This window comes from Streptomyces sp. NPDC096132 (genome assembly GCF_044763345.1).
Lineage (GTDB): Bacteria > Actinomycetota > Actinomycetes > Streptomycetales > Streptomycetaceae > Streptomyces.
The window spans coordinates 385,290-399,943 of record NZ_JBIWGA010000006.1; the positions used below are offsets into that span (position 1 = coordinate 385,290).

At 69.6% G+C, this 14,654-nt stretch carries 19 protein-coding genes; 4 read left to right on the forward strand and 15 right to left on the reverse strand.

What is annotated here, in order from left to right:
- Window positions 1-123: 123 nt before the first annotated feature.
- On the reverse strand, window positions 124-984 hold the full coding sequence (locus tag ACIRF9_RS17455; RefSeq protein ID WP_403822199.1) for a winged helix-turn-helix domain-containing protein: 861 nt from the start codon (window positions 982-984) through the stop codon (window positions 124-126).
- Between the two features lie 174 nt (window positions 985-1,158).
- On the opposite strand from ACIRF9_RS17455, the gene ACIRF9_RS17460 reads away from it, so the two are divergent.
- A complete protein-coding gene (locus ACIRF9_RS17460) occupies window positions 1,159-1,347 on the forward strand; it encodes a hypothetical protein (RefSeq protein ID WP_403822201.1) in 189 nt (62 codons plus the stop codon).
- On the opposite strand, the gene ACIRF9_RS17465 is transcribed toward ACIRF9_RS17460, so the two are convergent.
- Both ACIRF9_RS17465 and ACIRF9_RS17470 read right to left on the reverse strand, forming a co-directional pair.
- Entirely contained in the window at window positions 1,331-2,143 is an 813-nt protein-coding gene (locus ACIRF9_RS17465; RefSeq protein ID WP_403822203.1) for an HAD family hydrolase, read from the reverse strand. The genes ACIRF9_RS17460 and ACIRF9_RS17465 overlap by 17 nt on opposite strands.
- A complete protein-coding gene (locus ACIRF9_RS17470) occupies window positions 2,092-2,940 on the reverse strand; it encodes a winged helix-turn-helix domain-containing protein (protein ID WP_403822467.1) in 849 nt (282 codons plus the stop codon). The genes ACIRF9_RS17465 and ACIRF9_RS17470 overlap by 52 nt, the downstream gene beginning before the upstream one ends.
- A gap of 202 nt (window positions 2,941-3,142) precedes the next feature.
- On the opposite strand from ACIRF9_RS17470, the gene ACIRF9_RS17475 reads away from it, so the two are divergent.
- The gene (locus ACIRF9_RS17475) at window positions 3,143-3,337 is read left to right on the forward strand and encodes a hypothetical protein (protein ID WP_403822205.1); all 195 of its coding nucleotides are present in this window, start codon (window positions 3,143-3,145) and stop codon (window positions 3,335-3,337) included.
- On the opposite strand, the gene ACIRF9_RS17480 is transcribed toward ACIRF9_RS17475, so the two are convergent.
- The 3 genes from ACIRF9_RS17480 to ACIRF9_RS17490 form a co-directional block, all read right to left on the reverse strand.
- Entirely contained in the window at window positions 3,327-4,238 is a 912-nt protein-coding gene (locus ACIRF9_RS17480; RefSeq protein WP_403822208.1) for a winged helix-turn-helix domain-containing protein, read from the reverse strand. The genes ACIRF9_RS17475 and ACIRF9_RS17480 overlap by 11 nt on opposite strands.
- Window positions 4,239-4,552: 314 nt before the next feature.
- Window positions 4,553-5,794 (reverse strand): GNAT family N-acetyltransferase, encoded by a 1,242-nt coding sequence (locus ACIRF9_RS17485; RefSeq protein WP_403822210.1) that lies wholly within the window; start codon window positions 5,792-5,794, stop codon window positions 4,553-4,555.
- A gap of 190 nt (window positions 5,795-5,984) precedes the next feature.
- Window positions 5,985-6,551: an aerial mycelium formation protein gene (locus ACIRF9_RS17490; RefSeq protein WP_403822213.1), complete on the reverse strand. Its 567-nt coding sequence runs from the start codon at window positions 6,549-6,551 to the stop codon at window positions 5,985-5,987.
- Between the two features lie 161 nt (window positions 6,552-6,712).
- Between ACIRF9_RS17490 and dtd the strand changes: the two genes are divergently transcribed.
- Complete coding sequence (gene dtd, locus ACIRF9_RS17495) at window positions 6,713-7,138, forward strand: D-aminoacyl-tRNA deacylase (protein ID WP_403822216.1); 426 nt, start codon at window positions 6,713-6,715, stop codon at window positions 7,136-7,138.
- 28 nt (window positions 7,139-7,166) lie between these two features.
- Here the strand turns inward: dtd and ACIRF9_RS17500 are convergent, their stop codons facing one another.
- The 6 genes from ACIRF9_RS17500 to ACIRF9_RS17525 form a co-directional block, all read right to left on the reverse strand.
- Window positions 7,167-8,132, reverse strand: a complete 966-nt coding sequence (locus ACIRF9_RS17500; protein WP_403822219.1) for a YgfZ/GcvT domain-containing protein — start codon at window positions 8,130-8,132, stop codon at window positions 7,167-7,169.
- Between the two features lie 10 nt (window positions 8,133-8,142).
- Entirely contained in the window at window positions 8,143-8,655 is a 513-nt protein-coding gene (locus tag ACIRF9_RS17505) for a Fur family transcriptional regulator (RefSeq protein ID WP_403822221.1), read from the reverse strand.
- A 16-nt stretch (window positions 8,656-8,671) separates the two neighbouring features.
- Window positions 8,672-9,247, reverse strand: a complete 576-nt coding sequence (locus tag ACIRF9_RS17510; RefSeq protein WP_403822223.1) for an FABP family protein — start codon at window positions 9,245-9,247, stop codon at window positions 8,672-8,674.
- Window positions 9,248-9,488: 241 nt separating this feature from the next.
- Window positions 9,489-10,478 (reverse strand): hypothetical protein, encoded by a 990-nt coding sequence (locus ACIRF9_RS17515; protein WP_403822225.1) that lies wholly within the window; start codon window positions 10,476-10,478, stop codon window positions 9,489-9,491.
- Window positions 10,479-10,792: 314 nt separating this feature from the next.
- On the reverse strand, window positions 10,793-11,668 hold the full coding sequence (locus tag ACIRF9_RS17520; RefSeq protein WP_403822227.1) for a hypothetical protein: 876 nt from the start codon (window positions 11,666-11,668) through the stop codon (window positions 10,793-10,795).
- Window positions 11,665-12,423: a hypothetical protein gene (locus tag ACIRF9_RS17525; RefSeq protein WP_403822229.1), complete on the reverse strand. Its 759-nt coding sequence runs from the start codon at window positions 12,421-12,423 to the stop codon at window positions 11,665-11,667. The genes ACIRF9_RS17520 and ACIRF9_RS17525 overlap by 4 nt, the downstream gene beginning before the upstream one ends.
- Before the next feature lie 207 nt (window positions 12,424-12,630).
- Here ACIRF9_RS17525 and ACIRF9_RS17530 point away from each other — a divergent pair, with 207 nt between their 5' ends.
- Window positions 12,631-12,993, forward strand: a complete 363-nt coding sequence (locus tag ACIRF9_RS17530) for a DsrE family protein (protein WP_403822231.1) — start codon at window positions 12,631-12,633, stop codon at window positions 12,991-12,993.
- Here ACIRF9_RS17530 and ACIRF9_RS17535 read toward each other — a convergent pair.
- From ACIRF9_RS17535 to ACIRF9_RS17545, 3 genes are all read right to left on the reverse strand, one after another.
- Window positions 12,987-13,247, reverse strand: a complete 261-nt coding sequence (locus ACIRF9_RS17535) for a DUF3099 domain-containing protein (RefSeq protein ID WP_403822233.1) — start codon at window positions 13,245-13,247, stop codon at window positions 12,987-12,989. The two genes, ACIRF9_RS17530 and ACIRF9_RS17535, sit on opposite strands and share 7 nt — an antisense overlap.
- A 125-nt stretch (window positions 13,248-13,372) precedes the next feature.
- Window positions 13,373-13,660 (reverse strand): DUF1416 domain-containing protein, encoded by a 288-nt coding sequence (locus ACIRF9_RS17540; protein WP_020122955.1) that lies wholly within the window; start codon window positions 13,658-13,660, stop codon window positions 13,373-13,375.
- Between the two features lie 98 nt (window positions 13,661-13,758).
- The gene (locus ACIRF9_RS17545) at window positions 13,759-14,598 is read right to left on the reverse strand and encodes a sulfurtransferase (RefSeq protein ID WP_403822235.1); all 840 of its coding nucleotides are present in this window, start codon (window positions 14,596-14,598) and stop codon (window positions 13,759-13,761) included.
- Between the last annotated feature and the right edge of the window lie 56 nt (window positions 14,599-14,654).

A 14,654-nucleotide genomic window follows, 5' to 3' on the forward strand; every position in this document is an offset into this window, starting at 1 on the left:
CACAATGGGTGGTTTGCCACTCATCCGCGTCAGGCCGTTCGAGACTGGCTTGTTCGCCGTCTCATACGTATGGACGGGAGCGGTTGCTCGCACAGTGCGGGCATGCTAGCGCACGCCTATTGGCTATTCGGCGAGATGCTCCCAGACCGATTCGAACCACTCCTGCCAGCTGTCGACGAAGACCGAACCCGGTGAGTCGGGGTCCGCGTCCTTCACATGATGCGTGAGCGTGGCACCCAGACCCAGCACGTCGAGCGCGTCGATCTCTTCCCCCGAGTCGAGCGTGATCCGACGGTCGATCACCTTGTACGGACCCTGTACAGCCTCGGCGCCGTTGAAGAGATAGAGCTTGAAGGCCGGAGTCAGGGCAGCGTGCCGGATCTGCAGCTCGGTGGAGGGCACGAGCCGCTCGGTCTCCAGGTCCCGCAGCAGGCCGCGCAGCGAGACCGTGGCTCTCTGCGTGATGATGTGCAGCCGGTCCCGCAGACGTACGTCGCTCTTGTCCTCCTTGGCCCGCGGGTAGGGCACGGCCAGGTTCTCGGACGGCAGGATCATGCGCAGGGCGATGCGCTCGGGGGCGATGCCCCGCCGGGGGATCCGTTCGGCCTGGACCCGCATGTGCGCGTACAGGGACTCGGCCGTCAGCGTATAGACGTCCAGCGTGAGTTCGGGGCGCCGGAAGGCGTCGTCCAGCAGGGTCTCCAGCGTCACCCTGGCGGCGGCCCGCACGGGTTTCGACTGTTGTGGCACTTCGACCACTCGTGACCCACTGCCTTGCCGGGACTCGACCCAGCCCGCCTCGACCAGCTCCCGCAGCACCCGCTGCACGGTGTCCCGGGACACCCCGAACTCCTCGGCCAAGTCCCGCTGGGACGGCAGGAACGACCGCAGCGGGTAAGTCCCGTCGATCATCCGGGCGCGCAGCACTTCGGCAACCCGGTGGAACTCCCGGCCGCCTGCGTCGCCGCCCTGCCGCTCACTCACACGGCGACCGTACCGCTTCCCGTCCGTTGGCAAACCATTTTCAGTCAAGCAACAGCCGACAATGGCTTGCTAGTTAAGGGATCAATCAGACAGGGGAAACCCACCTCAAGGCAACCGGTCCAATTGGACCGGCACTTGAAAGCTTCACTGACATTTGCAGGGAGGTGGAATGACGTGCTCCTGTTATCGGCGCTTCTGGAACTCCTCGGATACTGCGCGAGCCTGACGGCGCAGGCGAAGCTGGGCGGCCTGGGAGTGATGTTGATGCTCACCGTGATGGTGGGCGTACGGGCCCGGCACGACATGCTCGCCGTGGGGGCCGTCTGTGTGCTCGTGGCGTTGATGCTCAGGGCCGTTCCCTGACCACCCTCAACACCGTCTCCAGCGAGTTCACCACCATCGTCGCCCCCGCCCCCCTCAGCAGCTTCTCCTTGCGTTCGTTACGCGCGTAGCCCAGGAAGGGGACGCCCGCGGCGTGGGCGGCGAGGAAGTCGGAGGGGGTGTCGCCGATCATCAGGGCGGCGTCCGGGGCCGAGCCCATGGCGCGCAGGGCGCGGTGCAGGCAGTGCGGATCAGGCTTGAGAAGAGCGAGTTCCGAGGTACGACCGTAGACGTGGGGGGCGAAGCAGGAGATGAGGCCCCGGCCGGTGAGGTACTTGGCGACCACGCGCGGGGAGTTGTTGGTGGTGATCGCCAGGCGGAGGCCCACGGCGGTCCAGGTGCGTATCAGGGGGTCGGCCCACGCCGTGGGCATCGCGGAGGACGCGGCCCGCATCTCCTCCTGGGTGAGGCGTTCCTCCAGCTCGTCCACCAGGTCGCTGCCGGGCCGCAGTCGGTCCACGGCGCGCAGGACGACGTGCGGGTCCAGCGACTCCCGCTCGGACTCCGTCAGCAGGTGGTGCAGTCCTCGGCCTTCGAGCCAGTCCACCAGTCCGTCGGCCACGTCCTCCGCCGAGTGACCGGCGAAGAGCCGGCAGATCGGTCCGTCGAAGTCCCACAGGACGACCCTCGTACGCGTGATCAGCTCCCGCAGATCCGCGGTTCCGTTTCCCTTGTCGTTCTCGGTGTCGGCTGCCACCTGTTCAGTCTGCGTCGTATCAGAAGTCACTAGGAGAGTGTCAGGTCCGTCGTGATGGTTTCCCAGAGGGCGTTGAACCACTTCTGGGATTCCTCGACGAACGCGGCGTCGCGCTGACCGGCCGAGGACTCGAAGTGGAAGAGGAGGGACTCGGTGCCCATCACGTCGTACATGTCGAGGGTTCCGCTGTCCGTGGACTCCTCGCGTCGCTCGACCATGTAGTACGCCATCAGCGCCTCCGTGCCGTTGAGCAGGTACAGCTTCACGGGCGGGGTGAACGGCAGGGCGCGGAAGGTGATGGTGACGTCGATGCCGTGGGAGCGCAGGGTCTGGAGGTTGTGGCGCAGGACGTGGCCCTGGGCGTTGCGCATCGCCAGCCAGCGCTGATGGACGGGGTCGTCGTCGCCGCGTCCCTCGACCGGGACCGGGAAGGCGAGGTTGATGCGCCGGGACGGCAGCAGGATGCGGACGTCGATCTTCTGGGGGTGGATCTCGCCGGCGTGGATGAGGCGCAGGGGTTCGCCCAGGGCGGGGATCAGGCTCTCGGCGGTCAGGCAGGCCGCGTCGATGCGGACGTGCGGGGCGGAGAAGGCCTCGATGAGGCGGGGGGCCAGGCCGACCATGGTGGGCTGGGGCTCATCGTGGCCGGGGGCGGGCGGTTGGGCGATGCGCGGCGGGCTGCCCTTGCTGACGTTGGTGAGGAGGCCGTCGAGCTGGAGCTCGCGCAGGGCCTGGCGTACGGCGCCGCGTTCCACCCCGAACTCGTCGGCGAGTTCGGCCTGGGTGGGGAGGCGGTCACCCGCCTTGAGGTCACCGACGCGGATGCGTTGCCGCAGGACGTCGGCGATCTCCTGGGGCGACCTTCTGCTGCCGTTCACTGCCACGTTCTCCGCCACGTTCTCCGGGGTCACACGACCAAACGCTACAACTTTGATCCATCTAGCGGGAGTTGCTTGAAAGTTGTTTAGGGGTTGGGACCAAGTGGGGACTAACTAGTAAGAGTTGGTTGCCAACTCTATCGAGTTGGCGAATGGTTTGTCTCCCGCTCCACCCCGACGATCCTCCGAAGGGGGGAACACCATGCCTGTCCTCGCCCTCGTCTCCGCCGCCATCGTCGTCGGCGTCGAGCAGACCATCCAGTGGAAATACGGCACCACCGGTGCCTTCGGCCTGCTGCTGCTCAGTATCGGCATCAAGGTCAGGAGCCCGGCCATCAGCTCGGTCGGTGCCGTGGTCCTCGCCCTCGTGGCCACCGGACCCGCCGTCAGCTCGTGAGCAGCAGCTCGGAGCTGATCGTCTCCCAGAGTGCGTCGAACCACAGCTGGGACTGTTCCACGAACGCCGAGTCGCGCGGCCCGGCCCCCTGTTCGAAGGCGAACAGCACCGACCGCGTGCCCTCGGCGTCGTACATCTCCAGGTGTTCCTGGTCGATCGTCTGTTCGCGGCGCCGGACGGTGTAGTACGCGAACAGCGCCTCCGCCCCGTTGAGCAGGTACAGCTTCACGGGCGGGGTGAACGGCAGCGCGCGGAAGGTGACGTTGACGTCGATGCCGTGCGTGGAGCGCAGGGTCAGCAGGTTGTGCCGCAGCACCTGGCCCTGGGCGTTGCGGTGCGCCAGCCAGTGGCGCTGCAGGCGCTCGGTGGCCGACGTGTCCACCGGCGTCGGGAAGGCCAGGTCGATGTTCCGGGAGGGCAGCAGGACCCGGACGTCGATCTTGGCCGGTTTCAGCTGTCCGGCGTGGATCTGGCGCAGCGGTTCGCCGATCGCGGCCGTCAGCGAGACCGAGGTGAGGCAGAGGGCGTCGACCTCGACGTGCTCGGCAGCGAAGGCCTCGGTGATGCGGGGCGGCAGGCCCACCATGGACGGCTGCGGTGTCGCCGCCGGACCGATCAGGGGGCCGGCCGGGCCGGTCTGCGGGGCGACCGTCGCCGGGCTTCCCTTGGAGACGTTGGTGAGCAGGTGCTCGGACTGCAGGATGCGCAGCGCCTGGCGTACGGCACCGCGCTCCACCCCGAACTCGTCCGCCAGCTTGGCCTGCGTGGGCATGCGCTCACCCGGCCGCAGCACTCCGGTTCTGATCCGGGTGCGCAGCTCGTCGGCCACCTCGCGGTGCGAGCGCTGCGGCCGTTCCGCCCTCCCCCTCCGGTCGTTGACGGAGGCATGTTCCGGCTCCACGACCGAACAGTACAACTTCCCGCCATCTTTCGGCAGTTCAAAGAGAGATGGTTATAGGACGCTTCCAAGCGGACATAAGTACAGTGAAGTTGGCAGCCAACTTCAACAACATGGTCAAACTTCCAGACGGTTGGCCGGTCGGACTCCCTTCCGGAGGGGAGCCGGGAGCCCGAGCAGTCGGCACCGAAGCACAGTCACAACTGCAGATCGCCGCACAGCCACAACCGAACATCGCGCGCACAGTCACAACTGAACAGCTACAGCTACAGCTACAGCTACGGATGAACAGCACCCGTCGGCCGCAGGAAAGGAGCTCAGAACTGGTCCGGGCACCACGGTCGCCCGGACGTACGCAGCAGGGCGTCGGCCTCACGGGCGGCGCCCGCTCGTTCTTCCCCGAGCCGGCCCAGCGCCGCGAGCCGCGCCGCCGACTGGTCGCCGAGCCACAGCGACGCCAGGTCGGCCACGTCCAGCGTGACGTCGGCGTCGCGGGTCGTCGGCGTGCAGGCGGCGCCGTCGGGGGTCGCGTCCAGCAGGAAGCGGCCCCCGGCCAGGCCCGCCCGGTCGACCACCTCCAGGACCAGGGCGCCCGCCGTGTCGTACGTACGCGCCTCCAGAGCCCGTACGACGTCCAGGATCCGCACCCACAGCCAGTCCGTCTGCGTGGTGATGCTCGCCGCGCGCGGGTCCGGCAGGAGAAGCGGGAGCAGGTCGTCCGGGGAACGCCAGCCCGACTTCACCCGGGTGATCCAGTCGATGGAGCACAGGTAGTGCCACAGGGCGCGCTCCGCGGCCGGGGTCACCGAGAGCAGCCAGTTCACCGAGGCCGTGTTCAGCGGCAGCTTGGCGTCGGTCCACTTGTCGTCCGCCTCGTACGAGACCAGGCCCTCGACCTCGCCGTCCGCCGAGCGGTACACCGCGTAGAACGGCTCGGTCCAGTGCGTGTCGCCGTGCAGGTGGATCACGCCGGTGTTCATGTCCCACCAGTGCTCGTGGCGGCTGACGGCGCCCGGCTGGGCGCGGCGCAACCGCTCGTGCAGGTCGGGGCCGATCTTGCGGACCTCCTCGCCGTCGATCAGGTCTGTCCGGCCGCCGGCGAGGGGGACCGGGTGGCGGGGGTCGAAGCCGGCGCGCTGTACGTCGATCATCCACTCGGTCATCGTCGTGGCCGGGCCGAAGCCGTGGCGGCCGTAGATGCGGTACTCCGCGGCCATGAGGGTGGCGACGACGTCCCCTCGGTCCTTCGCGGCCGTCAGGTCGTCGGACATGAGGCGGGTGAGGAGGCCTCGGCGGCGGTGGGTGGGGGTGACGGTGACGTTGGAGATGGCGTCGGCCGGGACGGGGGTGCCGCCGACCGCGGTGACCTCCTGGGGGAAGGAGCGGAAGGTGGCCACGCAGGTGCCCGCGTCGAAGGCGCCGTAGAGGCGGGAGTCGCCGAGGGTCGCTCGGCGGGCGGCGAGGTGCTGCTCGGTGACGGTGGGGGGACGCAGGAAGCCCGTGTTCAGGGCGCGCATCCAGGCCGGGAGTTCGGGGTCGGTGATGGGGCGGACGTCCATGGGGTCACGGTAGGCAGCGTGCGGGTGGCTGTCGCCGGGTTTTCCTCGCCCCCGCCGCCCCTGCCCTTCCCGTCCCCAGGGGCGGCGCCCCTTCGACCCCGCCGGGGGCCGTGCCCCCGGACCCCGCTTCGGCCCTGAACGGGCCTCGTCCTCAAACGCCGGACGGGCCGCGGCGCGCGGCCCCGCTCCGTCACACCAGCAGGTCGTCGATCTGGGCCTCGCCGTCCCGGTAGCGGCGGGTGATTTCCGCTCCGCAGTCGTCGGCTGTGCGCTGGAGGTGCTGGCGGCTGCGGGAGACCTGTTGTTCGTAGCCGACGAGGCGGGCCATGGCCGCGTGGAGCTCGGGGTCGGTGCGGGCGTCGAGGTCGGAGAGTTCGACGTCGGCGAGCATGTCGGCGGCGAGACGGCCGTACTCCTCGCTGTGCGGGGTGCCCAGGGTGACGTGGCGGGCGGAGGAGCGGTGGCGGGCGGGGGCGTCGGTGAGGATCTCCGGGAGCCGTTCGACGACCGAGGCGGCGCCCGTCGGGGAGCGGCGGGCCAACTCGGCGCGGAGGATGTCGATACGGCCCTGTAGGAGCCGCCGTACGTAACTCAGGTCGGCCTCGTCGCGCTGGGCGCCCTGGCGCAGCGTGCGCAGCTCTGGCAGGCTCAGCCGGCCCAGGTCGGGCTCGGGCGGTTCCTCGGGCAGCCCGGGGCTGCCGCTGCGTTGGAAGGGCGGCCGGTGTGTCTCCAGCCGCTCGGTACTCGGTGTGCTCATGTCCCTCTACCGTCCCCTCGACCGGCGTGTGGTGGAAGCATCGTGCCACCCCAAGTCGCCGCTATGTGACCGAGTCCCCCCGAACGGCCCCAGACAGGGCCTAAAGGATCAAAAATGGGCCCTCTCCGGGGCCGCGCGGGGCACCCGGCATGATGGTCCGCATGCGAGCTGTGGTGCAGAGGGTGGACGGCGCGAGTGTGGTCGTCGACGGGGAGACGGTCGGGGAGATCGTCGGCGAGGGGCTGTGCGTCCTGGTCGGGGTGACCCACGAGGACACCAAGGAGAAGGCGGCCCAGCTCGCCCGCAAACTGTGGTCCGTGCGCATGCTGCACGACGAGAGGTCCTGCAGTGACATCGACGCCCCGCTGCTGGTGATCAGCCAGTTCACGCTGTACGGGGACGCCCGGAAAGGCCGGCGTCCGACCTGGAACGCGGCCGCCCCGGGCCCCGTCGCCGAACCCCTCGTCGACGAGGTCGTGGCGCAGTTGCGGGCCCTGGGGGCCACCGTGGCGACGGGCCGGTTCGGCGCGCAGATGCGGGTGTCGCTGACGAACGACGGCCCGTTCACCGTCCTGATCGAGATCTAGCGATCCGGGGATCCACAGGTCCACAGGGCTACGGCTCTACCACTACCTCCTGCGCCGCCGCCGTCGTTCCCGCCATCAGGGGGGCGTCCACCGGGACGTTCCGCTTCACCAGGGCCAGGGCCACCGGGCCCAACTCGTGGTGGCGTACGGACGTCGTGATGAAGCCGATCTTGCGGCCGTCGGGGGCCTCGTCCGCGACCCGGAGTTCGGTGCCGGGGGTCGGCAGGTGGACCTCGCTGCCGTCGAGGTGGAGGAAGACCAGCCGACGGGGCGGCTTGCCGAGGTTCTGGACGCGGGCGACGGTCTCCTGGCCGCGGTAGCAGCCCTTCTGGAGGTGGACCGCGGTGCCGATCCAGCCCAGCTCGTGCGGGATGGTGCGGTGGTCGGTCTCGAAGCCGACGCGGGGGCGGTGCTGCTCGACGCGCAGCGCCTCGTGCGCCAGGATCCCGGCCGGGGGGCCTGCCTTCTCCGCGTACGCCTCCAGGTCGGCGCGCGGGAGGAAGAGATCACGGCCGTACGGCGTCTCGCGGACGACGACGCCCTGCGGCACCTCGGCGATGGAACCGGCCGGGAGGTGGACGACGGCGGTGTCGGCGGTGCGGTCGGCGACCTCGACCCGGTAGAAGAACTTCATCGACTCCAGGTAGGCGAGGAGTGCGTCCTGGGTGCCGGGCTCGATGTGGGCCCACGCCGTCTCACCGTCGTCGACCAGGTAGAGCGCGTGTTCGATGTGACCGTGGGCGGAGAGGATCAGGGCCTCGGTGGCCTGGCCGGCCGGGAGCTCGCTGACGTGTTGGGTGAGCAGCAGGTGCAGCCAGCTCAGACGGTCCTCGCCGGTGACGGTCACGACTCCGCGGTGCGAGAGGTCGACAAAGCCGGTGCCGTCGGCCAGGGCACGCTGTTCGCGGAACAGGTCGCCGTAGTGGGCGGCGACGCCTTCGTCCACGCCCTCGGCGGGGACGGCGCCGGGCAGGGACAGCAGGGGGCTCTTCATGTACCCAAGCCTACGACCCGGTAATTGAGCCCTTGCCGGTCGAACCCTTGCCGGTCGAATCCTTGCCGTTCGAATCCTTGCCGGTCGAATCCTTGCCGGTCGAGTCCTTGGGCGAGCAGTCCTTGCAGCGACCGAAGATCGCGAAGTGCTTCATGTCGGTCTCGAAGCCGAAGGTCTGCCGCAGCTTCGCCGTGAACTCGGCGGCCACCTCGATGTCGGCCTCGATGACGTTCTGGCAGTCCCGGCACACCAGGTGGATGTGGTGGTGCCGGTCGGCGAGGTGGTAGGTCGGTGCGCCGTGCCCGAGATGGGCGTGGCTGACCAGACCCAGCTCCTCGAGGAGCTCCAGGGTCCGGTAGACCGTCGAAATGTTGACCCCCGACGCGGTCTTCCTCACTTCCACGAGGATGTCGTCGGGGGTCGCGTGCTCCAGGGTGTCCACGGCTTCGAGGACAAGCTGGCGCTGCGGCGTCAGCCGGTAACCGCGCTGCCTGAGGTCGCTCTTCCAGTCGGTGCTCACCACACCGACGAGTCTAGAACTACTTGAAGAACGCGATGCCGTCGTCCGGCATGTCGTCGGGGAGGGCCTTGGCCCAGCGCTCGACTTCCTCCGGGGTGACGACCTTCTTCAGGTGGGCCGACATGTAGGGGCGCAGCTCGACCTCGGGGGTCTGCTTCTCGCCGACCCACATCAGGTCGCTCTTGACGTAGCCGTAGAGCCGCTTGCCACCGGTGTAGGGGCGGGAGGCGGCGGTGCGGGCGACCGCGTCCGTGACCAGGTCGATCTGCGGCTTCTTGTCGGCCAGCTCGCCGTACCAGATCTCGATGACGCCGTCGTCGCGGGTCATCGTCACCTCGACCTTGCGGGTGCCGTCGATCCGCCAGAAGCCGGTCTCGGACTCCAGCGGCCGGACCTTGTTGCCGTCGTTGTCCAGGACCCAGGTGCGGGAGTGGTACTCCAGGAAGTCCCGGCCGTCATGGCTGAAGGTGACCTCCTGCCCGAAGTTGCACTTCTCCGAGCCCGGGAAGTCGTGCACGCCCGCGCCCGCCCAGGTGCCCAGCAGGAAGGCGAGGGGGACGAGGTCCTTGTGAAGGTCGGACGGGATCTCGATCATGGTTGGCAGTTCCTGGAGTGGTCGGTCAGCGCTGGCCCTGGTACAGCTTCTTCACGGTCAGGGCGGCGAAGGCGAGGACACCGACGCAGACCAGGACCAGCAGGGTTTCGAAGAAGATCTCCACGGGGTGCTCCTCGGATGAGCGTGGTTGGTTCCGTACGTACACAGGGCCGGTCCCCAGCTTACGCGGCCGGGGACCGGCCCTCCGTATGAGGTACGCCCTCAGGCGGTCATGCGCGGGTCACTCCAGCAGCTGGCTCTGCAGGACCACCGTCTGCTGGAAGGGGATCGCCGGCATGGTGCCCTTCCTGGACTGCACGATCACCGCCATGACGTCACCGGCGCTCAGGTAGGCCAGCCGGGCCTGCTCGGTGCCGTACGGCTCGGACTCGACGTACGGCGTCAGCGCGACGTTCTTGGACTGCGGGGCCACCGGGAAGTCCTCGTCGCGCTCGTAGGTGTCGGCGCCGCGCGCCGGGTACACCGGGGAGCCGTACGTGGTGAAGTCCTCGGAGATCACCTCCTCGGTGACGGCGACCGTGCCGAACCTCAGCAGGTAGATCCGGGTGTTCGTGCCGTCCTGGGTGGTCCAGCCGCGGGCCGCGACGTGCCGCAGGCCGGCGTCGACGAGCTTCTGCTGAATGTCCTCGCGGCGCGTCTCGTCGAACTCCTTCAGGAAGTCCTTCGTCGCCAGCCAGCCGTCCGAGCCGTCGAGCGCCTTGTCCTGCGTCGCGCCCTCGGGGGCGGGCAGGACCAGGGCACGCAGGTCGGCGTAGTGGGCGTTGGTCCGATTGGCCCGGGCGAAGGGCTCGGGGCTGCCGGAGGGCAACGGCGGTTTGGTGAGCGTCGGGTACGCCCACCGGCCGTCGGACTCCGTCTGCAGACCCGGTACGTCCGTCCGCTCCATCCGCGTGATGCCGTACGCCGTCGACGCACCGACCGCCGCGAACACGGTCACGGCGGCGGCCCAGCGCAGAACGGCCCGCAGGCGCCGCCTGGGCGGGAGTGCGGGTGCCCCCAGTGGGGCGCCCCCGCCCTCGGCGACCGCGGCCGCGTACGGCTCGACCGCGGCCGCGTACGGCTCCACCGTGGCCGCGTACGGCTCCACCGCCGGGCCGACCGGCGGCGCGGGCACGACCGCCGTCGGGCCGACCGGCGGCGCGGGCACGACTGCCGGCGACTCCGCCTCCGGCGCGCCGGTCTCGGCAACCGCCGCCTCCGGCTGCGCCACGCCCGATGCAGGCACTGCCGATGCCGGCACTGCCGACGGGGGGCCGTCGGGCGCCACGACCTCCGACGCCTCGGCCTCGGCAACGGCAACGGCCGGCCCGGTCGGCGCGGGAGCCGTAACCGACCCCGCCGACTCAGGAGCCACCGTCGGCCCGGTCGGCGCAGGGGCCGACGCGGTTGGCTGCGGAGTGGCGTCCGCCGGCGGCTCTGCGGGCTCCACCGCTTCCGGCGAGGGCTCCAGCGACTCCGTCGCCGGCGTCTCCTCAGACACCGACGCAGCCTGCTCGGTGAGGTTCGCGGGGGTCTGGTCGTCGGTCATACCGCCTCCCCCGGTTCCGCGATGCGGTCGAGTTGTTCGCGGAGCAGCAACGCGACTCCCTTCGTGTCGAGCGGCTTGACGGCCTCCGCGGTCAGGGTGACCAGGACGTCGCCGACGTAGGCGGAGCAGAACATGCCCTCGAGGTCGGACTCGGCGTCCTTGGGCGGCAGGAAGCACTTCGCGTTCTTGTGGCCCTCGATCGCCGGCCCCTTGCGGAAGATGTCCAGGGCGTCGAGGAACTCCCCCTGGAAGGTCGCGATGTCGCGCACCGCCGCCTTGTTGTCCATCTGGGACAGCTCGATGCTGACGCTGTAGATCCCCTCGTTCACGTCGAGGGCGCTGCCCTCCTCGCTGAGGTAGCTGCGCATCGCCATGCCCTTGATGCGCTGCCGGTCGATCTGCTTCTCCAGACGCTTGCGCTGGGAGCGGGGCAGGTCCTTCAGCGACTCCTTGCGCAGAGCCGCCGCCCGCTCCCCGCTGAGCTGCGCGTCGGCGCCGAACTCGCCGATGTCCGGCCCCCGGGTGAAGCCCTCGGTCCCGTACGGGACGAGCATCGCGGCGAGTCCGGTCCGGCTCGTCTCGAGTTCCTCCGGCTGGTCCCCGAACGGGGTCTCCTTCGGGAACTTCCAGACCGGCGCCCCGGCGTCCCGGTCGGCGTCCCGCACGGTGACGGCCGTGAAGCCGACCCCGGCGACGAGTGCGCCGGCCAGCACCAGGGAACCCGCGGCCGCGACGGCCCGTCTCCTGCGCCTGCGCGCGACCGCGGGATCGGCGGGATCGACGGGCGGCTCGGGCGGCTGCGGGCCGGCCAGTTCCACGGGCCCGACCGAGCCGGCCGACCCGACGGCGGCCTCGTAGTCCTTCTCGCTCACAGCCGCTCCATCTGCCGCTCGGCCAGGTCCATGATCTTCTTCTTGGGGATCGACTTGCTCCCGTAGACCCAGATCTCCATGGAGACGTCGCCCCGCCAGGCGTGTGCCTCCGCGCTGTACAGCGGGAGGTAGCCGGGCTTGGTGTCGGCCTTGCGGTGGACGTACGCCATGCCGGTTCCGGTGCCGGGGACGGGCCAGCTGTCGGTGGAGTCCTCGTCCTCCGCCCAGTACTGGTTGTTGTCGCAGTAGTCGGCGGCCGCGAGCGTCTCCTCCTGCCGGAACTGCACCAGCCGCAGCTCCACGGTGTACGTGCTGCCCTCCGACCAGCCGGTGACGGCGGCGCGGCGGAACTCGTCGCCGACGAGGTCGCCGAACACCTCCTCGGGCTTCTCGTACGAATCGGCGTAGGCGGCCAGGTCCATCCAGCCGTCGTCGCCCAGCCAGTCGGCCTCCTTCGCGCCCTTCGGCTTCGTCAGCAGCAGCTTGCGCAGGTCGCCCTCGGTCTTCACCTGGCGGTCCTGCGCCGCCGACAGCGGCTCCGGGGCGGGGCCCTTCGCCTGCGGCAGCGTCGGCTGCGAGAGCGAGGGCAGCTTCGTCGGCTCCCGGTCGGCCTGGATCAGGTATCCGGTGCACGTGCCGGCCACCAGACCGAGTACGACGGCACCGGCGATCAGCAGGGTGGTACGCCCTCGCCCTCGCCTTTCCGGTCCCTCCGGCCCCTCCGGCCCCTCCGGCCCCTCCGGCCCCTCCGGCACTGCCGGCCCCTCCGGCCCCTCCGGCACTGCCGGTACTACTGGTACTACCGGCCCTTCCGGTACTTCCTCGGGCAGCCCTACGGCGCCCTCCTCGCGTTCTCCCACAACGTCCCCCTCAGAACGTGAAAACGCGCCTTCCGTATCGCGCTTCACAGGAGACCCATGGTCAACACAAGTAGTTGTAACGGTGTTGATTACGATTCGGCCATGGCGAAGAAGCTCGTGATCAAGGTGACGGCGGGGGCCGATGCCCCCGAACGGTGCTCGCAGGCGTTCACGGTCGCGGCGGTGGCCGTGGCCAGTGGGGTCGAGGTGTCGCTGTGGCTGACCGGGGAGTCGGCCTGGTTCGCGCTGCCGGGGCGCGCGGCCGAGTTCGAGCTGCCGCACGCCGCCCCGCTGCCCGACCTGCTCGACTCGATCCTGGCGGGCGGCCGTCTCACCCTGTGCACCCAGTGCGCGGCCCGCCGGGACATCACGGAGAAGGACGTCATCGAGGGCGTACGGATCGCGGGCGCGCAGGTCTTCGTCCAGGAGGCGCTGGCCGACGACACCCAGGCGCTGGTCTACTGACGGGGCTTCTTGCCGTCGAGCTCGTCCCACCACTCGTCGGACTGCGGGTCGCCGGACGGGTCGTCCCACCAGCGGTCCTCCGGCCCGCGCCGGTTGGCGACCATCGCGGCGAGCGGCGGGATGACCATGGCCACGACGCACATCCCGACCGCGACCGGGACGGACCAGATGCGTACGACTCCCCAGGCCAGGACGAACAGCCCGATGCAGGTGCCCATCATGGCGAAGTACACGTGACGTCGCCGTGCGTACATGAGTCCAGCGTAGGCCGAATGTCCGGCACAGGCCGAAGGGCCGCATCCCGAGGTGTCCAACCCGTGGGATGCGGCCCTTCGACCGTCAGGAGTCCGCAGCGTCCGTCACAGACCGCTCAGACCGTTCAGACCGCGATCGCGACCTCGGCGAGGCCGCCCTGCTGGGCGACGACCGTGCGGTCGGCGGTGGCGCCGGGGACCAGGGCGCGGACGGTCCAGGTGCCCTCGGCCGCGTAGAAACGGAACTGTCCGGTGGCGGAGGTCGGGACCTCCGCGGTGAACTCGCCGGTCGAGTCGAGCAGCCGGACGTATCCGACCACCGGCTCGCCGTCGCGGGTCACCTGACCCTGGATCGTGGTCTCACCGGGCTTGATCGTCGAGGCGTCCGGGCCGCCGGCCTTCGCTCCACACATGTCTTTCTCCAGAAGGGGTCTGACCGGAAGGAAGGCCGGTCGGTTTACGGGCGTCTGCGGTATTCGGTTGTTCCCTGCCGGCGGTTACGTGCCGGCTGTTACTTGTTGGCGCCGAGCTCGATCGGCACGCCGACGAGGGAGCCGTACTCGGTCCAGGAGCCGTCGTAGTTCTTGACGTTCTCGACACCGAGCAGCTCGTGCAGCACGAACCAGGTCAGGGCCGAGCGCTCGCCGATACGGCAGTAGGCGATGGTGTCCTTCGCCAGGTCGACCTGCTCGTCGGCGTAGAGCTCCTTGAGCTCGTCGTCCGACTTGAAGGTGCCGTCGTCGTTGGCGTTCTTCGACCACGGGATGTTGCGGGCGGACGGGACGTGGCCCGGACGCTGCGACTGCTCCTGCGGCAGGTGGGCCGGCGCGAGCAGCTTGCCGCTGAACTCGTCGGGCGAGCGGACGTCGACCAGGTTCTGCGAGCCGATCGCGGCGACGACGTCGTCACGGAAGGCGCGGATGGCCGTGTTCTGCGGCTTGGCCGTGTAGGTGGTCTCGGCGCGCACCGGGACCTCCTCGACCAGCTCGCGGGCGTCCAGCTCCCACTTCTTGCGGCCGCCGTCGAGGAGCTTGACGTTCTCGTGGCCGTACAGCTTGAAGTACCAGTACGCGTACGACGCGAACCAGTTGTTGTTGCCGCCGTAGAGGATCACCAGGGTGTCGTTGCCGATGCCCTTCGCCGAGAGGAGCTTCTCGAAGCCCTCCTGGTCGATGAAGTCACGGCGGACCGGGTCCTGGAGGTCCTTGGTCCAGTCGATCCGGATGGCGTTGCGGATGTGGTTCTTCTCGTAGGCCGACGTGTCCTCGTCGACCTCGACAATGGCGATGTCGGCGTTGTCGAGATTGGCCTCGACCCAGTCGGCGTCGACCAGGACGTCGCTGCGGCTCATGCTCGTTCTCCTCCGGGGCAGTTGCGGCGGGGGTGTGCAAGAAAGAGGGGTGCGCG

Coding starts and splice junctions, on each gene's coding strand:
- ACIRF9_RS17475 (WP_403822205.1), top strand. CDS start 3,143: ATGCCTGTCCTCGCCCTCGTCTCCGCCGCCATCGTCGTCGGCGTCGAG.
- ACIRF9_RS17530 (WP_403822231.1), top strand. CDS start 12,631: ATGGCGAAGAAGCTCGTGATCAAGGTGACGGCGGGGGCCGATGCCCCC.
- ACIRF9_RS17535 (WP_403822233.1), bottom strand. CDS start 13,247: ATGTACGCACGGCGACGTCACGTGTACTTCGCCATGATGGGCACCTGC.
- dtd (WP_403822216.1), top strand. CDS start 6,713: ATGCGAGCTGTGGTGCAGAGGGTGGACGGCGCGAGTGTGGTCGTCGAC.
- ACIRF9_RS17545 (WP_403822235.1), bottom strand. CDS start 14,598: ATGAGCCGCAGCGACGTCCTGGTCGACGCCGACTGGGTCGAGGCCAAT.
- ACIRF9_RS17485 (WP_403822210.1), bottom strand. CDS start 5,794: ATGGACGTCCGCCCCATCACCGACCCCGAACTCCCGGCCTGGATGCGC.
- ACIRF9_RS17490 (WP_403822213.1), bottom strand. CDS start 6,551: ATGAGCACACCGAGTACCGAGCGGCTGGAGACACACCGGCCGCCCTTC.
- ACIRF9_RS17500 (WP_403822219.1), bottom strand. CDS start 8,132: ATGAAGAGCCCCCTGCTGTCCCTGCCCGGCGCCGTCCCCGCCGAGGGC.
- ACIRF9_RS17510 (WP_403822223.1), bottom strand. CDS start 9,247: ATGATCGAGATCCCGTCCGACCTTCACAAGGACCTCGTCCCCCTCGCC.
- ACIRF9_RS17540 (WP_020122955.1), bottom strand. CDS start 13,660: ATGTGTGGAGCGAAGGCCGGCGGCCCGGACGCCTCGACGATCAAGCCC.